General features: G+C 48.6%; 24 protein-coding genes and 1 pseudogene. 17 read left to right on the top strand and 8 right to left on the bottom strand.

All coding sequences use genetic code 11. The features are described from left to right. Window positions 1-73: 73 nt before the first annotated feature. Entirely contained in the window at window positions 74-1036 is a 963-nt protein-coding gene (gene pip, locus GVJ32_RS15105) for a prolyl aminopeptidase (RefSeq protein WP_159240916.1), read from the bottom strand. Window positions 1037-1068: 32 nt separating this feature from the next. After that, the gene (locus tag GVJ32_RS15100) at window positions 1069-2037 is read right to left on the bottom strand and encodes an IS30 family transposase (protein WP_159240915.1); all 969 of its coding nucleotides are present in this window, start codon (window positions 2035-2037) and stop codon (window positions 1069-1071) included. Between the two features lie 366 nt (window positions 2038-2403). Between GVJ32_RS15100 and GVJ32_RS18380 the strand changes: the two are divergent. The 4 genes and pseudogenes from GVJ32_RS18380 to GVJ32_RS15085 all read left to right on the top strand — a co-directional run. Next, window positions 2404-2514, top strand: a pseudogene (locus GVJ32_RS18380) (IS6 family transposase); the annotation flags it as partial. Window positions 2515-3191: 677 nt separating this feature from the next. Then, entirely contained in the window at window positions 3192-3785 is a 594-nt protein-coding gene (locus tag GVJ32_RS15095; protein ID WP_159240914.1) for a TetR/AcrR family transcriptional regulator, read from the top strand. 160 nt (window positions 3786-3945) lie between these two features. Next, window positions 3946-4437, top strand: coding sequence for an AP2 domain-containing protein (locus GVJ32_RS15090; RefSeq protein ID WP_159240913.1), 492 nt, complete (start codon window positions 3946-3948; stop codon window positions 4435-4437). Between the two features lie 366 nt (window positions 4438-4803). Next, entirely contained in the window at window positions 4804-6312 is a 1509-nt protein-coding gene (locus GVJ32_RS15085; RefSeq protein ID WP_159240912.1) for a PQQ-dependent sugar dehydrogenase, read from the top strand. Between the two features lie 10 nt (window positions 6313-6322). Here the strand turns inward: GVJ32_RS15085 and GVJ32_RS15080 are convergent, their stop codons facing one another. The 4 genes from GVJ32_RS15080 to GVJ32_RS15065 all read right to left on the bottom strand — a co-directional run bounded on the left by GVJ32_RS15080 (window position 6323) and on the right by GVJ32_RS15065 (window position 9633). Further along, a complete protein-coding gene (locus tag GVJ32_RS15080; protein ID WP_159240911.1) occupies window positions 6323-7177 on the bottom strand; it encodes an SDR family NAD(P)-dependent oxidoreductase in 855 nt (284 codons plus the stop codon). A 62-nt stretch (window positions 7178-7239) separates the two neighbouring features. Beyond that, window positions 7240-8073: an SDR family NAD(P)-dependent oxidoreductase gene (locus GVJ32_RS15075; RefSeq protein ID WP_159240910.1), complete on the bottom strand. Its 834-nt coding sequence runs from the start codon at window positions 8071-8073 to the stop codon at window positions 7240-7242. After that, window positions 8070-9002 carry an alpha/beta hydrolase gene (locus GVJ32_RS15070; protein WP_159240909.1) on the bottom strand — a complete coding sequence of 311 codons (933 nt, stop codon included), beginning with the start codon at window positions 9000-9002 and terminating at the stop codon, window positions 8070-8072. The genes GVJ32_RS15075 and GVJ32_RS15070 overlap by 4 nt, the downstream gene beginning before the upstream one ends. 124 nt (window positions 9003-9126) lie before the next feature. Beyond that, window positions 9127-9633 (bottom strand): 2,4'-dihydroxyacetophenone dioxygenase family protein, encoded by a 507-nt coding sequence (locus tag GVJ32_RS15065; RefSeq protein ID WP_159240908.1) that lies wholly within the window; start codon window positions 9631-9633, stop codon window positions 9127-9129. Window positions 9634-9760: 127 nt separating this feature from the next. Here GVJ32_RS15065 and GVJ32_RS15060 point away from each other — a divergent pair, with 127 nt between their 5' ends. The 3 genes from GVJ32_RS15060 to GVJ32_RS15050 all read left to right on the top strand — a co-directional run bounded on the left by GVJ32_RS15060 (window position 9761) and on the right by GVJ32_RS15050 (window position 11916). Further along, entirely contained in the window at window positions 9761-10768 is a 1008-nt protein-coding gene (locus tag GVJ32_RS15060; RefSeq protein WP_159240907.1) for an AraC family transcriptional regulator, read from the top strand. A 128-nt stretch (window positions 10769-10896) separates the two neighbouring features. After that, window positions 10897-11478, top strand: coding sequence for a hypothetical protein (locus tag GVJ32_RS15055; protein WP_159240906.1), 582 nt, complete (start codon window positions 10897-10899; stop codon window positions 11476-11478). Between the two features lie 39 nt (window positions 11479-11517). Beyond that, window positions 11518-11916 carry an energy transducer TonB family protein gene (locus GVJ32_RS15050; protein ID WP_159240905.1) on the top strand — a complete coding sequence of 133 codons (399 nt, stop codon included), beginning with the start codon at window positions 11518-11520 and terminating at the stop codon, window positions 11914-11916. Here the strand turns inward: GVJ32_RS15050 and GVJ32_RS15045 are convergent, their stop codons facing one another. Then, window positions 11917-12720 (bottom strand): TonB family protein, encoded by an 804-nt coding sequence (locus GVJ32_RS15045; RefSeq protein ID WP_159240904.1) that lies wholly within the window; start codon window positions 12718-12720, stop codon window positions 11917-11919. It lies immediately after the preceding gene. 180 nt (window positions 12721-12900) lie between these two features. After that, window positions 12901-14175: an NADH:flavin oxidoreductase/NADH oxidase family protein gene (locus tag GVJ32_RS15040; protein WP_159240903.1), complete on the bottom strand. Its 1275-nt coding sequence runs from the start codon at window positions 14173-14175 to the stop codon at window positions 12901-12903. A 157-nt stretch (window positions 14176-14332) separates the two neighbouring features. On the opposite strand from GVJ32_RS15040, the gene GVJ32_RS15035 reads away from it, so the two are divergent. The 10 genes from GVJ32_RS15035 (at window position 14333) to GVJ32_RS14990 (ending at window position 24460) form a co-directional block, all read left to right on the top strand. Beyond that, on the top strand, window positions 14333-15109 hold the full coding sequence (locus tag GVJ32_RS15035; RefSeq protein WP_200841440.1) for a glutathione S-transferase N-terminal domain-containing protein: 777 nt from the start codon (window positions 14333-14335) through the stop codon (window positions 15107-15109). A 234-nt stretch (window positions 15110-15343) separates the two neighbouring features. Further along, entirely contained in the window at window positions 15344-16117 is a 774-nt protein-coding gene (locus GVJ32_RS15030) for a DUF3348 family protein (protein ID WP_159240902.1), read from the top strand. Next, window positions 16114-18219: a DUF802 domain-containing protein gene (locus GVJ32_RS15025; protein ID WP_159240901.1), complete on the top strand. Its 2106-nt coding sequence runs from the start codon at window positions 16114-16116 to the stop codon at window positions 18217-18219. The genes GVJ32_RS15030 and GVJ32_RS15025 overlap by 4 nt, the downstream gene beginning before the upstream one ends. After that, the gene (locus GVJ32_RS15020; protein WP_235035164.1) at window positions 18216-18863 is read left to right on the top strand and encodes an OmpA family protein; all 648 of its coding nucleotides are present in this window, start codon (window positions 18216-18218) and stop codon (window positions 18861-18863) included. Before GVJ32_RS15025 ends, GVJ32_RS15020 begins: the two co-directional genes overlap by 4 nt. A gap of 3 nt (window positions 18864-18866) precedes the next feature. Next, window positions 18867-19562, top strand: a complete 696-nt coding sequence (locus GVJ32_RS15015; protein ID WP_159240900.1) for a DUF2894 domain-containing protein — start codon at window positions 18867-18869, stop codon at window positions 19560-19562. Between the two features lie 67 nt (window positions 19563-19629). Continuing rightward, window positions 19630-20223: a tRNA-uridine aminocarboxypropyltransferase gene (locus GVJ32_RS15010; RefSeq protein ID WP_159240899.1), complete on the top strand. Its 594-nt coding sequence runs from the start codon at window positions 19630-19632 to the stop codon at window positions 20221-20223. Between the two features lie 137 nt (window positions 20224-20360). After that, window positions 20361-20819 carry a hypothetical protein gene (locus GVJ32_RS15005; protein WP_159240898.1) on the top strand — a complete coding sequence of 153 codons (459 nt, stop codon included), beginning with the start codon at window positions 20361-20363 and terminating at the stop codon, window positions 20817-20819. A gap of 389 nt (window positions 20820-21208) precedes the next feature. After that, a complete protein-coding gene (locus GVJ32_RS15000) occupies window positions 21209-22120 on the top strand; it encodes a DMT family transporter (RefSeq protein ID WP_159240897.1) in 912 nt (303 codons plus the stop codon). Window positions 22121-22261: 141 nt separating this feature from the next. Continuing rightward, window positions 22262-23104 carry a glutathione-dependent disulfide-bond oxidoreductase gene (yghU, locus tag GVJ32_RS14995; RefSeq protein WP_159240896.1) on the top strand — a complete coding sequence of 281 codons (843 nt, stop codon included), beginning with the start codon at window positions 22262-22264 and terminating at the stop codon, window positions 23102-23104. A gap of 228 nt (window positions 23105-23332) precedes the next feature. Beyond that, window positions 23333-24460, top strand: a complete 1128-nt coding sequence (locus tag GVJ32_RS14990; RefSeq protein ID WP_159240895.1) for a diguanylate cyclase — start codon at window positions 23333-23335, stop codon at window positions 24458-24460. Window positions 24461-24498 lie beyond the last annotated feature (38 nt).

Genomic DNA, 24498 nt, shown 5'->3' with positions numbered 1-24498 from the left:
CGCTGAAAGTTTTGCGCGAAGCTTATCAACGAGTAATGCGAGAGGATATTCGTCAAACGTCGCGGCTTTACTGTCACTTAGTAGTGTTGTGCTCATACGTGGTGATGAATTGGTCCGTGGCGGCAACGAGTGCGTCAATCATATTGGATTCTTCGATCAAGTGGCCAGTATTGGTGAGCACGATAAGCTCACTATTTGGAATACTTGCCGCAAGTTGCCGCGATGCACTTAATAAACAGGTTCGATCTAATTCACCGTGAATAATGGTGACAGGGACTTTAGGCAGCGCAGTGATATTGTTGAGTATTTGGTTTTCTTCGATGAAGTAGCGATGGAAGGCGTAGTGAGTTTCTATTTTCACTTTTAAAATTAGTGTCTCGTCGGGTTTTCGTTTTGACGAGCTAGAACTTAAATTGTGGGTGGCAACTTTACTTGACCAGTCAGCCCAAATTGCGGCGTATTTAAGCTGGGTGGCATGATCGCCATGATGAAGGCGCTGGTAGAATGCCGCTACTAAGTCTGCTCTTTCGTTCACCGGAATATCTTGAATGAATAATTGCCACTCCTCGGGGAAAACCTCGCTAGCGCCATGCTGGGAAAACCAAAATAAGTCCTGCTCTCTTGCCAGAAAACAGCCGCGTAAAATCATGCCGTTGACTCTTTCAGGAAAAGCTTGAGCATAAAGTAGCCCAAGGCATGCGCCCCAAGAACCACCAAATATTAACCATTGCCCTATATTTAAATGCTTACGTATCTGTTCTAAGTCATTTATTAGATGCTGACTAGTGTTATCGGCAAGTTCGCCCTTTGGTGTGGAGAGACCGCAACCGCGCTGATCAAAGGTAATAATAAAATATTGCTCGGGATTAAAGTAACGACGATGATTTTCGTTGCAGCTCGAACCCGGGCCGCCGTGAAGAAACACTACTGGAATTCCGGTGGCGTTTCCGCTTGTTTCGATATGAAGTGAATGAAGATATCCAGTATTGATGGTAAACGATATACTAGTTAAGGGAGGGAAAATATTATTTTTCATATCGCGGCTTCAAATCCGAAGTGCATCAAAGTTTAGGCTGCAATTTCAGCCCGGTAATCACCCATTAATTGATCAGGTGTTTTAAAACCTAAATCTCTTCTTGGGCGGGCATTTAGTCGATGTACGGCGTTATTTACTTCAGCCTTAGACACCAATTTCAAATTCGTGCTCTTTGGGAAATACTGCCTCAGTAGCCCATTCGTATTTTCATTTAAGCCGCGCTCCCATGAGCTGTACGGATGGGCAAAATAAATATCCGTTGATAGCGCTTTGCTAATCTTCGCATGATAAGCAAACTCTTTCCCATTGTCCGCCGTAATACTGTGAACCACATCCTTAAATGGCTTTAACAAAGTGATCGTAGCTTCAGTAACAGCCGAAGCACTTTTGTTATCCACTTGTGCTGACAAGGTGAACTTGGTGACCCTCTCCACTATGGTGACCAACGCGCCGCTATGGCCTTTCCCTATCATTGTGTCTATTTCCCAATCGCCAATGCGGGACTTGTTATCCACTACCTCAGGGCGATCATCAATGCTTACACGGTTCTTAATATGCCCGCGCGTTGATTTTCCGTTACGGCGCTTGTCGTATTTCTTGCCTTGTCGCCGCAGGTGCTTATACAAATCTCCGTTAGATCGCTTATCCGACCAAACATGTAGATAGATCGTTTCATGGCTAATCAGAAGCGCCTGATCATCAAGCAACCATCCGGATATTTGCTCCGGACTCCACTCCTGCCGAAGCTTGCTCTCAATCAGCGCAATCATAGCTAACGTCATTTTAGAGCGCCTTGCTGCCGACTTGCGACGTAAGGACGACTTGGCTTGGGCCTGCTTATGCCGATAACCTCGACCACCTGTATTGCGAGCCAACTCTCTACTGATCGTTGATTGGCTTGTACCGATGTTCTTAGCGATCTCTCTTTGTGAGCAACCTGTTTTCTTCAGGGCCGATATCTGGCATCGTTGCTCATAAGTCAGCTGTTGGTAATAACTCATCGTGATTTCATCTCTTGCCGGAGAAAAAAGTGATGAGCTTACCTTCAGCTGACCCTTTCTTCTACTGCGTCAGATGATGCACTTCAGATTTGAAACCGCGTATTATTAACCCAGCGAATTTTGGTATTTGTTATGCGGCATAACGAATTTTCTCGTGCTTGAAATATTTACTGACACGATGTGCCTTCCGTTGCAGCATACGCATGTGCTTCGATACCTTCTGCTTGAGTTGCTCTTTATTGCATGCGGGCTGCCCACTATACACACCAGCCTTGAAATCACAATTCAAATGGTTCTGTCGCATAAAACAGAAGCCGTACCTTATTTGCTAGAATTGAATTTCCAAAATATCCATATGAGCCATGTATGATCACTTTCAAAGGTCGGCACACTCCCAAATGCATTATCCTCCAGTGCGTCCGATGGTACTGCGCCTATTCACTAAGTTACCGGAACATTGAGGAGATGTTCGGGAAAAGTTATTACTTATCTTTTACGTAGTTTATGGGCGCGGTGAGCCCCACTCGGAGCTTGCCGTTAACGTTGCAGGCTATTGCTGGGGCAGCGCGGAATACACCAAATAAAGCCGAGATATTATCGCGGTTACCAAAGTTTGTTAACGGGGCTACATACGAAGCCCATGCCTCCTTGAGTTACTACGCGTACGCCAACAGCTACATCGGGCTTGGCTGTCTAGTGGCGACAGCCAGTCACCGCTTAACAGATAAGCGCGGTCGTGGTCGGATCGTCATCGTTACCTAATCAATCCTTGTGACGTATGCCCATTAAGATATGTGGTTCTAGGGCGAGCTCAATTTTAGAACGACGTGCTCGTGCGATACTGGCGGAATTGCTATTGGTGTCAGATGGCGTATTTGAATACGCCATATCAGTACTACCCATAGTGTTAGGTTCTGCGGCAAGCCCAAGGGTTTTCCGTTATGGCTATATTCACGGGGCTGTTCATATCACTTATTTAGACAGGTGAAGAAAAGTAGGCTGCAGTGGCTGATCTTGTGCTTCATTGAGTGAGCTCAAAATTATACCGTTTGGGTATTTTAAAAAATATACCAATAGGTATGTTGCTTTACAATGCAATATGGCAATAATTAGTGTCAGGGTGGATTCGAATGAAGGGACAGCTCGAGAGGCTTATGTCAGAAGGCAGTAGAGTAACAAAGCGGGAGCGAACTAGGGCGCACATTTTGCAGGCGGCGGCGACTCTATTTTCAGATTCCGGCTTCAGTGGCGTCAGTATGGACGGTTTAGCTAAGGCTTGTCGCTTAACCAAAGGGGCGCTATATGACCACTTTAATGGCAAAGAGGATGTTTATACCCAGTGCGTATCGCACTATGTGGAAGGGGCGATAAGCGATATTTTTAGTCAAAGTTTGACTGATGATAGTAGTGCGGAAGCAAAGTTGTTTAGCTTTTTGGAGCGCTTCCTTACTCGTTTACAGGATGATGTGGTGTTGCGCCGGCTATTGCAGCGCCTATTAATTGATTCAAAAGGCGTGGATCTTGCAGTGGTCGCAGAGTTCGCCTTGTTAAGACCATTTTCTTATGTTGTAGATTTATTGACCCAATATAAGCCCAACATAAATGCGAAAACCCATATCTACTCGTTTTTTTGCTCGGCAATTATGGGTGAGGACTTGCGAGTCATAGCAGAGCTGCTGTCGCCAGAGTTCAAAGGCATACCCGCAACACAGGCAATGCTTGAGCATTTTCGAGCAGTGATTCGTTAGCTGTGTGAGGGCATATAGTGCATTTTATACGTTCCGAGTGTCGAAACTTTATGTACCACTGCAGATTTAAAAGTGATGTATATGACTAACTTGCTAATTTCGCCACATTTTTTTGATATAATTCAAGTTGATATTGATGAGTTGCGTAATATAGATGCCCATGCCCAAAAGTAAAGCCATGTATGGCATAACGCGAATTGATGATGACTGCCACCGTACACATGCGTGGCGGGTTAGTCTTCGTCGCCAGAATAAGATGCACGTCAAAAATTTCCCTGATAAAACCTATAAGGGAAAGCGTAAAGCGCTTGCTGCTGCTAAGAGCTATCGTGACGAGATCATTGAAAAGTACCCGCCGACCACACGTCAGGCTATGTGCAATATTCAGCGTAGTAACAATAAGTCTGGAATTACTGGCGTTTATAGCTACGCGAAGCGATACAAATTAAAGAACAACAGCATAAAGGAGCTCTGGTACTGGGAGGCGCACTGGCCTGGAGAGAAGCCTGGTAGTTTTGGCAAGGCAACGTTTTCTTTTCAAGAGTACGGTGAGAAGAAGGCGCGTAAACTCGCTATTGATGCACGCAAGGCCGGTGTGGCGAAGTTAAAAGGTGTGTTTTGGGCCAGCGAGCGCGGCGATAGGCAGCAATAGATAATGCGCGTATAGCCCATCTTTATGGCGTTGAGGTGGTTTGACTGCAGTGTTTTTGGGGCTGCAATTAACGATATTGCGCGATGAGCGACCTCCCTTCTCAGCAGTGTGCCGATAGGTAACCTTGCGGCTAGTGCATAGTTGGTATGTAAAGCCGTGGGATCCTTCGTGAATATGCTGCAGCGTTTTCAAGCTTACCAGTAACCCAAACGGTTACCCTTAATATTGGCTCCCTGCTTTAATGGCCGGTGCTCCTGTTCTATTCGCTTGCTGCGTAGTCCATTCTACGCGAGTTACAGCGCTATAAATTGCCGTTATATCAAGCTAGTCTATACCCTTAAATCAGCGGGCGGGTGCAATATCGCAATGAAGATTCTGCGTTTCTTTATCTATGTATTGATTGTGTTACTAGTGACGCCATTTTTACTGGTGAATTACGGGCCGCCTGGTGTCGCGACGACGTCAAAGGTCGCGCTGCATGCTTTGGTCGGATATGGCGGCGACGAGCCAGATGCAGACATTGTTCGTCAGCAGTTAAGCGTTGCCGATGGGTTTCGCGTGGATTTGTATGCGACTGGTCTTGGTAAGATTCGGTTCATGCATTTGACCGCGGCGGGCGATATTTTGCTTAGCCGCCCTCGCAGTGGCGAGGTGTTGATCTTAAAGGCCGACGGCAACGGTGATGGATCGCCAGATGATATTCATGTGTTGTTAAGTGGGCTGACGCGGCCCCACGGTATGGATTATGTTGATGGCTGGCTGTATATCGCAGAGTCCGATGGGGTCGGTAAAGTTGCCTTTGATGTTGAGTCTGGCGAGGTCAGCGGTGATTACACGAGGGTTTTGACGGGGCTGGGTGATAAAGGCAACCATTGGACGAAGACGATACGCGCCGGTGCTGATGGGTGGTTGTATTTAAGCTCTGGCTCAACGTGTAATGTCTGTGAGGAAGAGGATATTCAACGCGCTAGCATTATGCGTTTTAAGCCGGATGGTAGTGAGCTAGCCGTATATGCAAGGGGCTTACGCAATAGCGTTGGAATGGATTGGGCGCCGTGGAGCAATGCACTGTTTGCGACGGATAATGGTCGGGATTTGCTGGGTGATGATTTTCCGCCCTGTGAGTTGAATAAGGTTGTGGACGGTGGTTTTTACGGTTGGCCCTATATTAATGCATCGACTCCCGATCCTGATTTTGGTGCAAAGCTGCCGAGTGACTTGCCTGCGAATCGGCCACCAGCACATGAATTTAAGGCTCACAACGCGCCCTTGGGTATTCGCTTTTTACGGCACAGCAAGTTAGCGGGTTATGAGCGTAGCGCATTAGTTGCCCTGCACGGTTCGTGGAACCGCAGTGTGCCAGATGGTTATAAAGTGGTGGCGCTGCAATGGCAGCCAGACGGCACTATTATAGAAAGCGATTTCGTCACTGGCTTTTTACAAAACGGAAAATTACTGGGGCGTCCGGTTGATGTTACTGAGGCCAGCGATGGCAGTATTTATATTTCAGATGATTACTCTGGTTCAATCTATCGTGTAACACCTGCTGACGGTCTAGCGTCTTCATTTACGCTGCCCGTCGCTGTGAGTGCGCCAGATGAGAATGTGGGCGTGTTGGATGCTTACGATGTAAAAAAACGAGCAGCGTTAGCCTTGCAAGGTAAGGCGCTTTATCAGCAATTTCATTGTGCAGGCTGCCATGAGGAGCAGGCGGGGAATGCGCTGACGGCATTGCATGAGCGTTACAATGCCGCGAGTTTGACGGATTTCTTTAGCGCGCCTACGCCACCTATGCCGGCTTTCCCGCTGAACGCAGAGCAGCGGGAAGCCTTAGCCGTTTATTTGTTTGATAAGGAGTTAAACGCAGCAAAGTAAGTTTTGCTGATTAGTCGTTTGCTGCATCGGTTTCTACTCGCCTAACAATGGTTTGTAAGTCGCTGCGGCGATCAAACATGCGGTCGGTGTACATATTGAGCAGGCCGCGTAGGGCCGCCAGCGGCGCCCAACGATTTGGTACAATAATGCGTGGTGCGCGTTTGCCTAATCCCCGAGCAACGGCGGAGGCAACGACTTCTGGCGTGATTAACTGTCGCAGCGGAGCGGGGAATGCTTTTTCAATTAACTCAGACGCATTGGCGTTAGCGCCAAAGGCAACACGGGTCATTGGGGTTTTTATCCATCCCGGATATAGCACGCTGGCAGTGGCGCCAGTGCCAGCCAGTTCGGCTCGCAGGCTGCGGCCAAAACTTTCAACACCGGCTTTAGACATGGCATAGGGTGCGTTGATTACGCCATTGGCAAAGGCGTAAAGCGATGAAGTCACTAATACCTGCCCCTCGGCTTTGATCACTTCTGGTAATGCCGCCCGCACTGTCCGCCACACACCGAGCAGGTCAATTTCAATAATACGTTCAAACTCTATTTCGTCTGCGGTGGCAATGGTTTTGGGTGTTTGCCACGCTACGCCGGCATTGGCAAATACAATATCAATGCGACCAAATTTTTTGATGATGTTGGCGACGACCTGTTTGGTCGCGTCCATGTCTGTTACATCGAGGATTTGAAGCAGGACTCGATCTGCGTCGAACTCTGAGGCTAGTTTTTCAAGTGCGTCGGCGCCAAGGTCGGCAAGTACCACACTAGCTCCGCGACGATAAAATTCTCTAGCGCAGGCTGCGCCAATACCGCCAGCCGCACCGGTAATAAAAACAACTTTTTTATTAAAATCGAAGTTTGTCATGATGATATTCCGTCGCCGCGATTGCGGTGTATGTGGACTATTTAAATCAAATAACAGTGCGATTATTTTTTGTTGGCAAAGGCCATGGCCTTGCGCACGTTTTCGTCTTTAAAGCCGATACTTTCAATAAACTTGCGCAGCAGCCCGGGGGCGTTCGCGATGAGTCGATTGACTCGTGGCACGGTGACAATTTCGGCGCGGCTCTCGATGGCATTGACTGCAGCGGCAACTACATCGTCTAAGCCCACCGTTTTAAAGGGGAATTTTTGGTGGCTTCCCCATAACGCGCTGCCAGCGGCATTGTCAGAAATATTATCTAGCAAAGGTGTTTTGAAAAACGTGGGATGCAAGGTGCCAACGTCGACACCGTGTTGGCGAACTTCAAGGCGCACGCTATTACAAAGCGCCCATACACCGGCTTTGCTGGCGGTATAAGACGCTTGCAGTGGTGAATGCACAAATGCAGCCATAGACGACACCGCAAATAAATAACCGCGACTGGCTTTTACATGGGGTAGGGCTGCGCGAAACGTGCGCCACACACCATTCAGATTGATATCAATCACGCGTTCAAAATTATCGCCACCTTCAGCGCTGAGTGGTTCAATTAAATCGACCCCCGCGTTGGCAATGACCACATCTATGTGGCCAAAATACTCTGCCGCTGAGTTCATGGCGCTTCGCAAACTATCAACGTCACAAACATTGGCGTGCCACGTTTTTGCTCGCAGCGTGTCTGGGTAGTACTCAAGTTGTGCGGCGAGGGCGGTGTGGTCAATGTCGAAAAGGGCGAGCTTGGCGCCGCGTTGATACAGTGCCTTACATAGCGCGTCACCAAAGCCGCCGCTGGCGCCCGTAATGGCGATGACTTTATCGGTTAGTGGGTACTTGCTCACAGCTTAAGCCCGCGCGCGTTTTGCAGAGCATCTTGGTAGAACGCTAATTGGTCGGCAATGCCGAGGTCGAAGTCTTTGCCGGTGTAAATGTCAAAGTGGCCGATGTCATACTGTTTCAGTGTTGCGGTATTTTTCATGCGCTTGGCCATTTTGATTGCTGATTTAGCCGGTGCGACTGTGTCTTTGTTGCAGACTTGGATGAGGGCAGGGCAGCAGATTTTTTTGGCTTTGCTAATGGGGCGATATAAAGACAATACCAATACCGTGCGGGCGCTCATTTCATTGCGCCAACCGGGATTGGTGATAGCGTGATAGCCGCTGAGCGCGTCGTGGCTTGTCATGGCGGCAAGTTCGCCGGGTTTCGCGATAAGTGGAATATAAAGTGGGCTCATTCCGACAGTGGCGCGTGCTTGATCAATGAGTCCACAACTGCTGAGTTTACTTAAGTGGACTGGGCCGGCGTATTTTAAAATTTCTAAACTTGCGGCGCGGCCGTCAACCATTGGCCCTTGGGCAGACACCGCCACAAGGCGTTTATCTTCGGCGGCGATACTGAGGACATGACCGCCCGAGAACGAGGTCCCCCATAAAATAATCTGTTCTGGGTTCACACCGTCTAATTGGCGCGCAAAGCCGATAGCGGCGCGCCAGTCGTCAAGTTGATAGCTGACTTTTAATAATTGCCGGGGCTGACCATCGCTATCGCCAAAGTAGCGATAATCAAAAACTACGACATGATAGCCTTCGGCCGCGAAGCATTCTGCGTAGGGAGCAAGGCCGCATTCGCGGGTGCCACCCAAACCATGGGCCATAACAATGCAGGCGCTGCTTGTTTGGTCTGACTGGCTAGGGTAATGCCATGCGCTACAGCGCGTGCCGTCACTGTCAAATTCCACGTCAAAACGTGTGGGGGTGCTGTGTGTTGCCATATTGCCTCTCCATCCCTAATTATTATTTGAGGACTTGCATAGTATGGTTTTACTGCGGCAGCCGTACTGCAATGCGGCTGCTTAATTATGCAAAGTCTTGTTTACTCGCTTAGCTATAATGCACTTATTCGTCGGAATACCCTGCACTTTGTTTAGGTTTAATATAGCGTGGCGTTTGTACGCCTTGGGCAGCGCAGGTCTCATGCAAGGTTTGTTCGATCCATCCCGCATCCATAATATTGAGGAAATTACCCTCACCGTCAAAGTTGATATTCGCGCCTGACACAACCATAAAGCCATCTGCGCCACCGCCGTCTTCGGGGCAATGGAAGGTATGTATAGAACCGCCCGGCTCATATAAGTAGCTACCTGCGGTTTGTTTTTGGTCGGGGTATTCCACGTAGTGCCAGCAGCCAGCCAAGGTATAGAAGTGCACGGTGCCCGTATGGAAATGCATGGGTAGGGTGACGCCTGGAGCAAATTTAACCCGCAGAACCCATAGGCCATTTTCGGTATCGAGAAATAATGGGTTAATCGTTAATCCGGGAATTGCGTCGCTCACGGGCGGTTGCGTGTTGGTGTCGATGGTTAGCAGGGTATCTTGGTGGTTTACCGAGGTTGGCAGGCTCATGGGCGTCTCCGCATTATTATGTGATTAAGCGATGGCTACAATATAGGCGGGGGCCGGGCCACTTGCTTGACTTATTACGAACAATAGTTGATGTTTTGCGAAGATCATTTTTTGGGGCTGCCTTGGTATGTCGCTGATTCGTAGCGGTGCAATTGCTGGATTTTCTGAGCTGGTAAATAGTTACGGCGCGAATCCGGTGGGCTTATTGGCAGGTGTCGGTTTGACGAGCGCGCAGCTGCGCGATCCTAATAATTATATTGCCTATAGTCAGGTGGCCGACTTATTGGAACTGGCGGCGGAATCGTGTCAGCAAATGTTATTTGGCCTACAGCTGGCCCAGCGTCAAACCTCAACGGTATTGGGTGATATTGCCCTAGGCTGGTCGCAACAGCCGACCATGCAGGCGGCAATCGATAAGGCCTGCCAGCAGCTTTATTTGCATGTGCGAGGCTTGGAGCTGCAGCAGCGAGTGGAAGGCGACATGCTGAGATTCGAGTTTGCATTTATGGTGGGCGGTAGTCTCGGTATTCAGCAGCTTATTCAGTTAAGTTACGGCCATTTATGTAATTTTATTGACGAATTGGTCGGCGCGGATAGCCGCGAATTACAGCTGTCGTTGCATCAATCGGCGGGTAAGCAAGACCTTGTTTCTCTGCTGCCACGCTATGCATCGAGATTAGTATTTGATGGCGTTGATAATTTTGTGAAGGTGCCTGTGCGGTGGGGGGCACGCAAACCGCATGTCGATACGGCGTCACTGGCCGAGCATTTTCGTCATTATGTAAATAACCTTGAGCAGAGCTATCCCGATAGCGTGACAGATAGAATTAAAAGCGTGCTTGGGCAATTATTGCGTAGCGGGGATTGCAGCTTGGCGAGGGTGGCGGCAGTCTTAGGCGTTCAGCCACGGGTATTACAAAAGCGACTTGCCGCCCAAGGGGCTGGCTACTCGCAGTTGCTACGAGAAACACGTCAGCAAATCGCCGAGCAATACTTAGCAAACAACGCCATGTCAGTAACGGATTTAGCCTTGAATCTGGGCTATGCCGAAGTTGCCGTATTCAGCCGTCATTTTAAACAGTGGACGGGTTTGTCACCGCGACAGTGGCAGCAGCGGTATATTGCTACGCGCTAGGAGTCTTCCTGTATTGTGGAAGGCGTTGACTCCCAAGTCTGTAAAATGGATATTAGTGCGATTAGGTAATTGGCGCGGAATGTGCTGTTTCTATAAATGTGTATTTTAAAAAAGCTACGGAGTGGGCGATGAAGTCGGTATTTATATTAGTGGTAACTGTGTTTTTAATTGCCTGTGCGGGCAATGAAACGGTGGTTTATTCCAACGGTTTCAGTTTTGCGAAATACGATTACGTTGTAATCGAACGCGATGACAACAGCGCCGCCTACGGTTTAGATGTGAAGTTTGGCAATGTGATTTCAGATTATCACTTAGCAGTGATGGGCTCTAAAGAATACGACAATCTGCCGTATGCCCAAAAGAAGCGGGTATTGGGTGCGCGGGTGTCGATGAGTGGTGACAGCGATCGTATCGTCATGGGTGTCGCGTTTCAGGACTACATCACTGGGCGTACCGTGGCGAATATGGGGTCTAGCGAAAAAGGTGATTTGTTTGATAAAGGTGACCGCGAAGATGTTTTTCTGTTGGTAATGAGATCGGTCGCCACCGCCATTAATGCCGACCGGCAGCAAGCGCTTACTGCAGGCGCGCCGCAAATTACTGCACCGCGTGTTGCCCCTGCGCCGGTTGCTGAAGTCCCGCAAAACACTCCACAGGATGATAGCCCCGAGTCTAGGCCTTATACCTTAACGCCTGATTTTTCTGAGTAGCTGTTTTGTAATTGATTTAGGTAGCTGGAAGCTGTGTTTTTGAATACCGATAAAGTGCTGCTTTACTTGTGGTTTGCTATTTTGCTGTTGTTTTTCATTGTGCCGATGGTAAAAAGATATCTAAAAGTTAAACGGTTTAATTGTGGCGATGAGTATATGGATGGTCAGGCGTCGTGGATGGCGGCTCCCATTACAATGAAGTATCCGGGCAGTGCAAGACAAAAGAAAATCGAGGGTTCGGTTATCGTTGAAATTGAATTTAATAAAAGCTGTGATTATATTGGCGCTAAATTATTACAATCTTCCGGTAGCCAAGCCTTAGATGAGTCGGTGTTGACTGCTGTGGCGGCGGCGAAGTTACTCCCCAATAAAGAGCTAGTTCAGCAGTGGAAGGTCACCTTTAAACTAGAAGTGCCGTCAGTTATGCCGCAATTGTGATTACTCTAGTTTGAAGGTGATTTTGATTTTTTGATTACTCTCTTTTCCCTCCAGCAATGTGGTTTTTTTCAAACCATCTAATGCGGCATTGTCTAATACTTCTGTGGCGGACTGTATTATTTTCCAGCTTGTAAGCTGGCCGCTGTTATCAAACTGAAGATCAAAAATGGACGAGCCCTCGATTTTCTTTTGTCTTGCACTGCCTGGGTAGTGAATAGTGATAGGTTCTTGCATCCATGAAGCTTTCACAGACATTATTTGGTCGCGAATAAACAGGCCGCTGTTGTCGACGGCTCGGAGTAGTGCCAGTAGCCCAATACAGCATAATGTAATAGCAATAAATTTGGCGTCGATTAATACGGGCTTAACAATATTCGAGTCTTTGCGCCAAATATCTTCAGACTTTATATAAAAGTATAAAACACATAAAACCCCGAGATAGCCGACGAATATATTGATAGATAATGTAAACACGCTCTCTAAAGCACACTGGCAATCGACATAGTTATCAAATAGCCAATATGCGCCGGCAATGGCGAACCACAGTGAAAATAATTTCCAGAAAAGTCGGACAACGATCGTTAATGAATTCCCGAAAAGGAATATTCCCGTAGCCGTAATGATTAAGGTGAGGGCATAGAGCAAAGAGTTAAGGTCTGTAGTGCCTGCCTCCCCAGATGCGATGATCGCGTCGATTTTGAGGTAGGCGGTATAAGCAATGAATGCCGCATAGAGATTCAGTAGTTTTCTTGCGGGTATCGGCTCGCTGTTATTCACTTGCTCGCCTTTAGTCCACTTATCCATGCAAAATCTCCTTCAAGCTAGTGTGAGGAAAATCCACTTTTCGCTCTAGCTATTAATTGGAGGAGATTACCAGAAACGCAAGGATTTTGGTGTAATCGTGGCTGATTATTTGAGAGGCTAGCGGCACTTTTCTGCTAGGCGCAAAGAAATAACCTTATTCTGACGCCTTTAAAAATTCGATTACATCTTGTTCTGCAGTTTCGCCCGCTTCGTCGCCATACGCCTTTCTAAAGCCATATGTTTAAGCATAACGCGCAATAGCCCTGTGTGGGTGTTTGGTTCGCGTCCTTCTGCAAGATCAATTATTTGTCGGTAATACCATTGAGTGGCGGCGCCAAAATTAAGCGTGCGAATTTTTTGATTACTGCTTTTTGGGCCGAACCATCCTGTGCCAAGACGTAGTTCTTTCTCCCAATTGGGTAGGCTAGCTTGTTGACCTTCGAGCAGTGCTCGTATATCTGGCTGTGAACATAGTGGCCGACCAATACCGATGACATCTAATGCACCACTGTCTAGAGCAGCTTGCATCGCAGCGTGACTGCGAAAGCCGCCGGTAATGGCTAGTGGGATGTTGGTTACTTTGCGAATACCTTCAGCGTATTTGAGGAAATAGGCTTCGCGATGTTGGCTAGATTCGGCACTCGCCTTATCTGTTTCGTCGCCCATTAGTGCTAGTTTCTCGTAGGTGCCGCCGGATATTTCCAATAAATCGATACCCGCTTCAGACAGCCATTGAGTGACCTGCAAACTGTCTTCGTGACTAAACCCGCCTTTAGAAAAATCTGCAGAGTTTAGCTTTACCGAGATGGCGAGGTGGGGGCCGATGGCTTCGCGCACTGCCGCGACGGTCTCAAGAAGGAAGCGTGCACGGTTTTCAAGGCTACCACCCCATTGATCGCTGCGAGTATTGGCGAGGGGAGATAAAAATTGACTGATGAGGTAGCCGTGGGCGGCGTGTATTTGAACGCCGGTAAATCCTGCTACTTTTGCGCTGGCGGCCACTTTGGCGTAGCGGTTGATGGTTTGCTTAATATCGATTTCGGTCATTGGCTGGGGCCTGCCAAACATACCGATCAGGTCGATGCCAACGTCTGAAGGTGCAAGCGGCCTAGTTGATACCTGCCGTTGGCACTGGCGTCCAGGATGATTTATTTGCATCCATAGCTGATTATTTGCCGATGTGCCGGCCTTTGCCCAGTCTTGTAGAGCCGCTTCGCCGCCATTGCCGTCAATCACGACGTTGCCGGGGCGCTCAAGAAAACGACGGTCAACCATCACATTGCCGGTCACCAAGGTGCCAGTTCCGCCTTCGGCCCAGCGTTTATACAAATTCGATAAGCGCGGTGTGGCTTGGTCGTTGAGGTTGGCGAGGCCTTCGGTCATTGCAGATTTTAACAGGCGATTTGGCAATACCGCGCCGCAGGGTAATGTTAATGGATCGTTTAGGCTTGGCATTGAGAGAGTTTGTCCTAGGGATTGTTATTATAAAGCCATGTATTGCAGGGGTGGCGCGTTGGGGCACAGTAGCGAGTATTGAGAAATTAATATTGCCCTACTGCGCCATAATTTGCGTATGCTGCCGATATATACACGGTTTTAATGAAGAGGATGTATGGCAATGTTTGATTTACTCAGTTCGGTGGTGGCGAGTTCGGCGCGTGCTTGGCGTGGTGCGGCTGCATTCAGTGGTGCAAAAACTAAACAGCCTGAGCAAATGTTGGTGCTCTACGATATTGAGGCCTGCCCATACTGCCGCTTGGTTAGAGAGGTCCTGAGTGAGTTAGATTTGGATGCGCTCATTTATCCCTGCCCAGTGGGCGGCATGCGCTTTCGGCCAGATGCTTTGGATATTAGTGGTGTTAGTCAGTTTCCCTTATTGCTCGATCTTAATACCGGTGATCAACTTTTAGAGTCGGCTGATATTATCGATCACCTCTATAAACATTACGGTAATGCGAGTCGCAGCGCATCTAGGGGGTTGCGACGTCAGCTCGCGGTATCTACTTCCATGGCGGCCACCGCTGCGCGTTCGGTTGGCGGTGTGCGTGGTATGAATGCGACGCCGTCGATCTCAGCTCAACAACCTTTAGAACTGTTTAGTTTTGAGGCTAGTCCCTATTCACGGCCGGTGCGAGAGCTGCTGACCGAGCTAGAAATTCCCTACCGTCTACGTAATTTTGCCAAGTCGCGCTGGCAGGAAATGGGCCCGCCGGTCGTGCGCTCGCGTTGGTTTCCTGATGCACCCATTACCAGCCCAAACCGGCTGCGGATGCGTGAGCTAACCGGCCGCTCACAGGTGCCGTATCTTATTGACCCCAATACCGGCGTGAGCATGTTTGAGTCAGTAGATATCATGGTGTATCTAAAAGACACCTACGGGAGTAAGTGAGCAAAGGCTGGCGCGGCGCTCTGCGCCGCTATCTGGCCGCTAATCCTTGAAGTTACCGGTAAAATAGCGATAATTGAGCGCAAAAAGTAGGTGTGCCATATTGGTTTGGCAAAACCTCTATTTGACCGTAGTTATTTCCGCTAATCAGATTTTCCCGTCTGGCAGTGCAAAGATTTACGTTGATCTATTCTCGCGTCGCGTTGGCAACGTGGTTTTGCCCTCGTTAAGGATGTTATGAAGCCCATTCCGGTAACAAGCTCTCGGCTACAGCGCGTCTTGCTTGATTTGGCGGTGGTGGACGGTGAGCTGAGTCATATCCAGTTTGCGGACAAGCTGGGGGAGCTGATTAGCTTATCCGACGCTATTGTCTTGGCTGAGTCCTTGCGGGGTTTAAAGAAAAAGCCGTTTACGGCTGTAGATAGCAGCGACGATGCCAATACGGTGTTTTTGCAAGCCCGTGCGGAGATGCTGGGGTTTATCGTTAATAGCTTTGTGCTAGAGGGCGATGAGGCGCAAGTAGGTGCCTCGCCCTTTATATTGCCAAGACCAAATCGTGACACCTTAGATGATCCCAACGCCGGTTTTGTCGCCTACCAGCGTTTTTACTCGCTGCACCAAAGCGAAATGGATCATCGCGTGGTGACTTTGCGGCGGCAATTGCAGCAGATTATGACGGGGCGCTCGCCTGAGCTTGCCCAGTTGGCCGCGCTAGATAGCAGTATGGCTGATACCATGGCGGATTTTAGCCGCCGTGTTTTCGCTGGTATTCCACATTTGCTGGCAAAACGTTTTTACTATTTAAATCAGCAATATCGCCAAGATCGAGCTGAGAATGAATCGACAAAATTAGTAGCCGATGACGCCAGCTGTTGGCTGCAAAAAGACGGTTGGCTAGATCGTTTTATCCGCGAGATGCAGGCGGTTTTACTCGCCGAGCTAGAATTGCGACTGATGCCGGTGATCGGCATGTTAGAAGCAGTAGAATTTGAAGTAGAGAAGACACAATGACAAGAATGATATCGATAGCTGCGTTTGCCATAGGCGCTGTAGTGGTGGTGTGGATGGCGTCGGCGTTTGTGAGCAGCAATGTGCTGGCGCTGGGCGTAACCATACTGATTGCAGCGGCTTATACGGTCGGCTTTGCAGAGTTAGTGCGCTATCAGCAAGCTAGCGCGGCTTTGAGCGGAGCCTTATCAAGTGTTGATGATTCGCTACAAGACTTAGACGCATGGTTGGCAAATATTCCAGACTCACTGCGCAATGCGGTTCGCCAGCGGGTTCAAGGGGAATATGTCGGCTTACCGGCGCCAGTGCTCAGCCCGTATATTATTGGCCTGCTGGTGATGCTCGGTTTGTTAGGCACCTTTATTGGTATGGTCGCGACCTTAAAAGGCGCCGTGGTGGCGCTTGAGGGCACCAATGAATTAGAAGCCGTTCGCGCAGGTTTAGCCGCGCCGATTAAAGGCTTGGGTATGGCTTTTGCGACCTCGGTGGCGGGGGTGTGCGCGTCGGCGATGTTGGGTCTGATATCGACCTTAAGCCGTCGCGAGCGCTTGCAGGTGTCACGGCAATTGGACACCAGTATGAGCACGGTATTTAAACCGTTTTCATTGAACCAGCAGCGTCGCCAAAGCTATCAAGCCATGCAATCACAGGCGGATGCGTTACCGGCGGTGGCGCAGCAATTGTCGGTTTTGGCTGATCGCCTCGGGCAAATGGGTGATGAGCTGGCGGCGACCTTAACGCGTAATCAAGAGCAATTTCATGCCGCCGCGCAGAGCCAATATAAAGAGCTCGCCAATTCGGTGGATGCCTCGCTAAAACAAAGCCTTGCCGACAGCGGCCGTATTGCGGGGGAGAATATCGCGCCGGTTATTTCGACTTTCGTGAGCGATATTCGTGATGACTTAAAGAACAGCCAGCAGCAGCTACATGCCACAGCCGAAAGCCATTTGCAGAGTTTGGGTGAGCGCTACGCAAATACCTCCAATGATTTTAAGCAAGCATGGCAGCAGGCGGTGACGGCGCAGCAAGCAGGCAGCGAGTCTTTGTTAGCGACGATGGATCAACGCTTTGCAAAGCTTGCCGAACAATTCGAAACCAGCTCGCAGTCTTTGGTTGGCAGCTTTAGCACCGTCAGCGAAGACTGGGTGGCAAGGCAGCAGTCTGCCGAGCAGGAGCGCTTAGCTAACTGGTCAGCGGTATTTGATCAAAGCGCCGATTTACTGCGCAGCAATGCCGAAGCATTAAGTGTTAACGCTCGCACTGGCACACAGGAGGTAATGGCCGAATTTACCAAGTTGTTATCAGCCTCAGAAGAGCTGGTCGTAGCGCGCACTCAAAACGAAAGTGATTGGCTGGCAAGCTATCAGCAGCGAATGGGCGATATGACCGCCGCGATAAAGACAGAGTTGCAAAGCTTGCAGGTGTTGGAAGAGCAGCGCGGTGATGCGGCGGTGAATCGTTTAGACGAACTGCAAGCGGCGGTGGCTGAACATTTAGCAGGTTTGGCGAATGCGCTTGAGGAGCCCATGGGACGCTTGATTGAATCCGCGTCTGAAACCCCGCGTATCGCAGCGGAAATAATGACCAAATTACGCGCAGAAATGAACGAGAATATTGAGCGTGATAACAGCTTATTAGACGAACGTCGCGAGTTGATGATTCAGCTGAATGGCTTGTCTGAGTCGTTGCAAAGCTCGGCAGCAGGGCAGCGCGAAGCGGTGGAAACTATTCTAAATAATTCATCGGGTTTACTCGCCGATATCAGTCAGCGTTTTGGTGACAATGTAGAGAAAGAGTCAAGCAAGTTATCCGATATTGTGGCCCACTTTGAAGGCAGTAGCGCCGAGCTGGCGAGCTTGGGCGATGCCTTTGCAACAGCGGTGACGCAGTTTAGTGACGCCAATGGCGGGCTGATCGATACGCTCTTAAAAGTTGAAGCGGGCTTGCAGGGCAGCGGTGAACGCAGCGACGAGCAAATGGCATACTATGTTGCGCAAGCGCGGGAAATTATTGACCACAATATGTTGGCCCACCAAGAGATAATCAATCAGCTGCAAACTTTAAGTAATGGCGCAGTTGCGGCCAACGAGGAAGCGCAGGCGTGAGCATATCTGAAATAGATAATGGCTTAGATCAAGAGCCGCCAATTTGGGCCATCTTCGGCGACCTGATGACCGGCCTTGTTGGCGTGTTTGTTTTGTTACTGGTGTGGGCCTTGGGCTTTCAGCTTGAGTTGTCGCAAAGCTTAGAAAAAGAAATACAAAAGCGTGAGGTGGCGGAGCAGCGTCGTCAGGCTTTAGAGGAAGCGCTTGCTGATCCTTTAGCTGCCGGCAGAGTTACCTTGCGCGACGGTAAAATTGGTATTAGCGGTAGCGTTTTATTCTCATTGAATTCTGCCGAGTTGCAGGACGAAGGCCGTGAGTTATTACATACCTTAAGGGCGCCGCTGCAAGTCTATCTTGGCGACAACGAGCAGCTGCTCATGGTGAGTGGTTTTACCGATGATCTGCCGATTCAAAAAGGCAATTTACACTTCCGTGACAATTGGGAGCTGTCTGCACAGCGTGCGCTTACCGTTACCCGGGCACTGATCGACGAGGGCATGCCTGCCGATATGGTGTTTGCCGCTGCTTTTGGCGCCCAGCAACCGGTGATAGAAAACAGTGATAGCGATAGTCGCTCGCAAAATCGACGGGTAGAAATGGCGCCGGTGCCGCGTGTACAAAACTCAGAAGCACAGGTGCCGTAGGCGATGCTGCCGGAGCTACAGCAAGATTTAACGGCCTTGCGAGAAGCGAATGCACATCGCTTTGATCCCGCTCGTTTTCGGTTTATTGAGTCTCTGCTTGAGCGGGCCGCGCATGCTCGCGCGCCGGTACAAGATATTCTGCAGAACAAAGCCAATGCGGCCTTGAGTGCCTACTGTGCTGATCAACAATCCGCTGAAAAGAAGGTAGCGCTTAAAACTGCCGACAGATATGAAAGCACTGTTGCCAAGCTCCTTGAATTGCGGCAAGTATTAGATCAAAAACAACCTGCTTTTAATTCGACGGCATCGACCTTAGAGCGTCAGTTACAGGAACAAGAAAACCAGAGCTTGGCGGCTGCGGTGTATTCTGTTGACGCTTTGGCTGGGCAAGATCAAGAAGTGACAGCAACAGGCCAAAAGCCTTTAAAAGCCAGTCAAAAAATGCAGGTGTTTCAGCAACGCCGCGCTATAGAAAGGCGGGTTGAAATAGCCATTCAGCAAGGGCCAGAAAGTCCAGGGCCGCTAAACCCGCAGATGCTGGCATTAAAATCGCTAACCGCGATGCGCGATTTGTCACCGCAATATTTAAATCGCTACGTCAATTACTTGGACGCTCTGTTCTGGATTGAACGCGCGGCGGAACGACCAGAGCCAGCTAAGCCCGCAAAGAAAGCTAAAAAAGCCGCGCGGAAAAAATAGTGTCCGTCTTAGGTTTGTCTCTCAGTATTCGTCTTTTTATTTCGTCTAAGATAAATGGATCTGCGGCATGGTAAAGCGCGCTGTGTGCTCGCGCTGCGAGCGACCCTTAAAAACCTGCTTATGTGATGTGATAGTGACAATGAGTTGCCCCTATCGAATAGTTATTTTACAAGATGTAAAAGAAGCCAAACACGCATTGTCTTCGGCACCAATATTGGAAAAATCGATTGAAGGGGCCGTTCGTGTTGTGGGTGAGCACTTTGACCCAGATGAACTTTTTGGCGCAGCATGGCGAGAAGATACTTTGTTGGTCTTTCCCTCTGAAGATGCACTCACGATTGAACAAGTAATATGTAGAAATTTCAAAAATATTATTTTGTTAGATGGCACGTGGCGCAAGGTTGCGCGGTTGATACACTTGAATCCGTGGCTGAGCGAGTTGCCGTGTATGGCGATTCAGCCAGAAATGGCCTCGCAATATAAAATCAGAAAATCGCCAAGAGAGGATGGCTTGTCGACTATTGAGGCGGCGGTAGCGGTGCTTAATGGTGTGTCGCCGGAGCAAGACTATTCAGCCATTCTGCAGGCATTTTACAAAATGATTGATCTGCAGATTGAGGCCATGGGGCCTGCGACCTATCAAAAAAATTATCCCTCCTGAAAAACACTGGCTCTCTGCTTATCAGCGGATCTTAGCTGCGCATAAATAATTCTGGTGAGTATCTGGGCATATTTGCCTGTCACAATTAGCAGCAATACTCATTGAACGACGAATTAGCAATCAAGAGGGAAGCGAATATGAATATTGAAACAATTGGTGACGTCGTTGCGTGGTCAAGTAAATTTCATAGTAACTTAGCTGGTTTTATTGAAGCTAGCGTAGCGTCATCTACGGATGAACGCGCCAAAATGCTTAGTGGTTATATTGCCGATCATGAGCGTCAGCTTGCTAAAACGGTGGCGGCTTTTGATCATGTGGAGAGCGATAATGCATTGGGTACGTGGTGTACTGAGTTTTTGAATCAACAACCTTTGCCGGATACGTCAACTAAAGATGAGCGCTGGGCGAGCTTTAGTGCAATTGAACTCATGGATGAGGTGCGGGAAATTCATGGACAATTGATTGCGCTGTTTAGCCATCTACTAAGCCGCTGCGGCGCGACACCTGCGGCCGATATGCTGGAACAGCTAGTGGAGTTGGAAGAACATCAATTAATGTTAATGGCGCATTCGGCTAACCGTCTTGAAGACCTTTAATATAATTTAGTGGACCGAGATAAAGCTAACCTGAGGCGTATTTTTCGGCCTGCGTAGTGCTGTTTCCGGTACTAGAATTTCTGGCTTGCCGATTTATACCGATTTTTTTGCTTAAGAAAAGCTTGCGCAGTGACTTGCTCTTCTCCTATAGTCGAGCGGTATTCACGTTTAAAAATGAAAAGCTAATTACTATGTATTCTATTTGTTCTGTCATGTTTGCCGCAGCCAAACGCAATATCGCATTGCGCTGGGTGGTGTGGCGCGCGGCAGAAAAATGATGCATTGATGTAAAAACGCAAAATTTCTCAAAGGCCGCAGACCCACCCTCTGCGGCCTTTTTCGTTAAAGACCACAGATAACTGTCTCGGCAAGTATTCAGGTAGACGATCATGCTTGTACGGTTGACCTATGTGTTGGTCATATTTATTTGGGCCACCACGCCACTGGCTATAAAGCTGGGCGGCGATTCCCTCGCGCCTATTGCGGGTCTTACCCTGCGGATTGCGCTGGCGTTTGCAGTGGGTAGTGTTATTTGTACGCTTGGCGGTTTTGCGGGGCTGTCCATTCGTCGTCATTGGAAATTGTATTTTGCAGCTTCGATCAGCCTGTTTCCAAATATGGCCTTGGTCTACTTCGCGGCGGGATACTTGTCTTCGGGCTTGATAGCCCTGTTGTTTGGTTTGACGCCCTTTTTTACCGCGGTGCTTGCAAGACCTATTCTCGGTGAGAGCCTATTACAACCGCGTAAGGTGTTTGCGATAGTGCTGGCAAGTTTGGGCTTGGTTTGTATTGTGCTGGACGACGTGACGGTGACGGGCGAGAGCTATATCGGTGTTGGCCTTATGTTGCTATCAAATATATTGTTCTCGGCGAGTGCACTGTGGGTGAAAAAGCTCAATGCGACTATGTCGGTAGATCCCTTAGAACAGGCTTTAGGCGCGATGGCCTTCGCATTGCCGGGGCTGGGCTTGAGCTGGGTGTTTATATTCGGGATCGAGCCTGTCCATATTAGTCCGCTGTCGCTGGGGTCGTTGTTATACCTGTCGCTTTTTGCGTCCTTAGTCGGATTTGTTGCCTATTATTCGATACTGAAACATATGGCGGTGGAGACGGTATCGCTGATTCCGTTTATCACCCCAATTATGGCAATACTCTTGGGTGTTATGCTGGCAGATGAAGTTGTTTCTGTGGCAATGTTGGTGGGAGCCGGACTCATTCTATTGGCGCTGGCAATTCATCAGGGGTTTTGGCGGAAAAATAAAGCGCTTGAGGTTTTGCCTGCGGCTAGTGCGGCGGAGTGATGATATGTTGTGCGGTGTCTATCGCAAGGCTTAGCTGAAAATGTAACAGCCGTAGCCAAGCGGCGTCTTAGTGATGCTTGGGTGCGAGCAGATTGCAGCCTATTAATTGAGTTAATGTTGAAATATCAGGAGTGCTTATTAATGTCAGATTCGAATAGCTATACGCCGCCAACGGTGTGGAAGTGGGATAATCAAAGTGGTGGTAAATTCAGCAATATTAATCGGCCGATATCGGGTGTAACCCATGACAAGGCGCTGCCGGTAGGTAAGCACCATTTACAACTGCATTCATTGGCAACACCAAACGGCGTGAAAGTCACCGTGATGTTAGAAGAGCTGTTGGAGCTGGGTATTAGCGCGGCAGAGTATGACGCTTACACCATCAATATTGGTGAAGGTGAGCAGTTCGGTAGTGGCTTTGTGGATATTAACCCCAATTCCAAGATTCCTGCCTTGCAAGATCGTAGCGTCAACCCACCTATTCGTATTTTTGAGTCGGCGGCGATCGTGCTGTATTTGGCTGAGAAGTTTGATGCCCTTTATCCTAAAGACGCTGTCACGCGCGCGGCTTGTCAATCATGGCTAATGTGGCAGCAGGGTAGTGCGCCGTTTTTGGGTGGTGGTTTTGGGCATTTTTATGCTTACGCGCCAGAAAAATATCAGTACCCTATTGACCGTTATAGTATGGAGGTGAAGCGGCAATTAGACGTGCTAAATAAACATTTGTCGCATAACACTTATCTATGTGGTGATGACTATACCATTGCGGATATTACTACGTTCCCTTGGTATGGCGCACTTGTGCAGGGACTTCTCTACGACGCAGCTGAGTTTCTTGATGTTGCCACGTATACAAATGTGCTGCGCTGGGCTAATCAGATTTCGGAGCGGCCGGCTGTTAGGCGCGGGCGCAGGGTGAATAAAGCGTGGGGGCCGGAAGCGGAGCGTGTCCTAGAGAGGCATAGCGCGGCGGATTTCAAATAAATGAAGGTGTGAGGTAGTTGAATAGGCTGCCTTATTAACATTCGAATTCGTTGCGGGTGTGTTGCTGCTGCCTCATAATTTGTGTTTGAGTTATAAGATAGCAGATGCATAGAATGTACACTCAGGTATGTATAAAAGACAAGGATGTTGAGTGACTGCTAGGGAAACCATGCGCCGCGTACATATTGTATCGTTAGCGGCCATAGCAAGAGGAATACTAAGGTTAGGATGACTAAATTTCGGCGATCCAATATATTTTCCATTATTGACCCCTTGCACTCTAAAACTTACAGCGAGGGCGATGCGAAGTTATATCGCCATCGCTTTACAGCGGGTTTAATTCTTAGTGCGATGGTTTGCCTCGCAGCGATTGTAATTGTAGCTAGTTATTTTCTTCCTCACGGAGATCAAGGCTTACACATCGTAAGGGTGTTGTTTGTATTTGTAGGCTTGGGTGCCTTGTTGTCAATTTACGTCCTGCGAGCCCTAGATCAGCGCGTTCTAGCTACTAACATTTTTATTTCATTTGTAGGGTTGGCATTAATTTATCTGGCGGTAATGACCGGTGGGATTTTATCGCCGGCGTCGATATGTCTTATTATTATTCCGGTCATTGCGACACTCAGTATTGATTCTTTTGCAGGAAAAATTTGGGGTGTTTTAGCATTTGTGACATGGTCTTTATTATTTTATGCTCCGCAACTTGGTTTTGAAATGAAGAAGACAATGCCAAGTGTGGATGACAGTCTCGGATTTTATGTCAGCATTTTAACGACTCACGTCTTTATTGCTTTTGTAGCATTTTACTATGAAGGTACCTCTAAGACCTTGCGGCAGAATTTGCTCAAAGAGAGGCGCGAATATCATTACTTGGCAAATCACGACGCACATACTGGCGTGATCAATCGACGCCATTTCCTAGAAATATTAAAGTCGGAAATTAATAAATATGAGAAAAGCGGCGATTCATTTTGCCTTTTTTTCATCGATCTTAATGATTTTAAAAAGGCAAATGATGATTATGGGCATCATTTTGGCGATCAAATTTTAGAGATATTTTCTCGTAGGCTGCGTCATCGGACGCGAGCCACTGATACGGTGGCCCGTATCGGCGGTGATGAGTTTTGCGTTATTAGTCGCGACATGAAAACAGAAGATGATGCAAAGTGTGGCGAGCAGCGTTTTGAGGCTATTATTCAGGAACCCATGTCGCTGAACGAGAGTAGCTATACTTTGAGGGCGAGCATTGGTTGGTCAATTTATCCGATGCATGGACGAGATCATGAAGCATTGCTTAAACATGCTGATCAGCACATGTATGAAGTCAAACGTCGCAAAAAAGAAGGCCGTAGTTAGTATATTTACGGCCAGATAATCGTAGCGTTCCGCTCTAA

It is taken from the genome of Zhongshania aliphaticivorans, from assembly GCF_902705855.1.
Lineage (GTDB): Bacteria > Pseudomonadota > Gammaproteobacteria > Pseudomonadales > Spongiibacteraceae > Spongiibacter > Spongiibacter aliphaticivorans_B.
This window is presented reverse-complemented; position numbering and strand designations above follow the sequence as displayed.

Excerpts from the sequence above, each read along its gene's own strand:
- yghU (WP_159240896.1), top strand. The coding sequence starts at position 22,262 with ATGTCAGATTCGAATAGCTATACGCCGCCAACGGTGTGGAAGTGGGAT.
- GVJ32_RS15090 (WP_159240913.1), top strand. The coding sequence starts at position 3,946 with ATGCCCAAAAGTAAAGCCATGTATGGCATAACGCGAATTGATGATGAC.
- GVJ32_RS15040 (WP_159240903.1), bottom strand. The coding sequence starts at position 14,175 with ATGCCAAGCCTAAACGATCCATTAACATTACCCTGCGGCGCGGTATTG.
- GVJ32_RS15035 (WP_200841440.1), top strand. The coding sequence starts at position 14,333 with ATGGCAATGTTTGATTTACTCAGTTCGGTGGTGGCGAGTTCGGCGCGT.
- GVJ32_RS15000 (WP_159240897.1), top strand. The coding sequence starts at position 21,209 with ATGCTTGTACGGTTGACCTATGTGTTGGTCATATTTATTTGGGCCACC.
- GVJ32_RS15060 (WP_159240907.1), top strand. The coding sequence starts at position 9,761 with ATGTCGCTGATTCGTAGCGGTGCAATTGCTGGATTTTCTGAGCTGGTA.
- GVJ32_RS15100 (WP_159240915.1), bottom strand. The coding sequence starts at position 2,037 with ATGAGTTATTACCAACAGCTGACTTATGAGCAACGATGCCAGATATCG.
- GVJ32_RS15030 (WP_159240902.1), top strand. The coding sequence starts at position 15,344 with ATGAAGCCCATTCCGGTAACAAGCTCTCGGCTACAGCGCGTCTTGCTT.
- GVJ32_RS15005 (WP_159240898.1), top strand. The coding sequence starts at position 20,361 with ATGAATATTGAAACAATTGGTGACGTCGTTGCGTGGTCAAGTAAATTT.
- GVJ32_RS15095 (WP_159240914.1), top strand. The coding sequence starts at position 3,192 with ATGTCAGAAGGCAGTAGAGTAACAAAGCGGGAGCGAACTAGGGCGCAC.
- GVJ32_RS15065 (WP_159240908.1), bottom strand. The coding sequence starts at position 9,633 with ATGAGCCTGCCAACCTCGGTAAACCACCAAGATACCCTGCTAACCATC.
- GVJ32_RS15015 (WP_159240900.1), top strand. The coding sequence starts at position 18,867 with ATGCTGCCGGAGCTACAGCAAGATTTAACGGCCTTGCGAGAAGCGAAT.
- GVJ32_RS15055 (WP_159240906.1), top strand. The coding sequence starts at position 10,897 with ATGAAGTCGGTATTTATATTAGTGGTAACTGTGTTTTTAATTGCCTGT.
- GVJ32_RS15025 (WP_159240901.1), top strand. The coding sequence starts at position 16,114 with ATGACAAGAATGATATCGATAGCTGCGTTTGCCATAGGCGCTGTAGTG.
- GVJ32_RS15085 (WP_159240912.1), top strand. The coding sequence starts at position 4,804 with ATGAAGATTCTGCGTTTCTTTATCTATGTATTGATTGTGTTACTAGTG.
- GVJ32_RS15080 (WP_159240911.1), bottom strand. The coding sequence starts at position 7,177 with ATGACAAACTTCGATTTTAATAAAAAAGTTGTTTTTATTACCGGTGCG.
- GVJ32_RS15070 (WP_159240909.1), bottom strand. The coding sequence starts at position 9,002 with ATGGCAACACACAGCACCCCCACACGTTTTGACGTGGAATTTGACAGT.
- pip (WP_159240916.1), bottom strand. The coding sequence starts at position 1,036 with ATGAAAAATAATATTTTCCCTCCCTTAACTAGTATATCGTTTACCATC.
- GVJ32_RS14990 (WP_159240895.1), top strand. The coding sequence starts at position 23,333 with ATGACTAAATTTCGGCGATCCAATATATTTTCCATTATTGACCCCTTG.
- GVJ32_RS15045 (WP_159240904.1), bottom strand. The coding sequence starts at position 12,720 with ATGGATAAGTGGACTAAAGGCGAGCAAGTGAATAACAGCGAGCCGATA.
- GVJ32_RS15010 (WP_159240899.1), top strand. The coding sequence starts at position 19,630 with ATGGTAAAGCGCGCTGTGTGCTCGCGCTGCGAGCGACCCTTAAAAACC.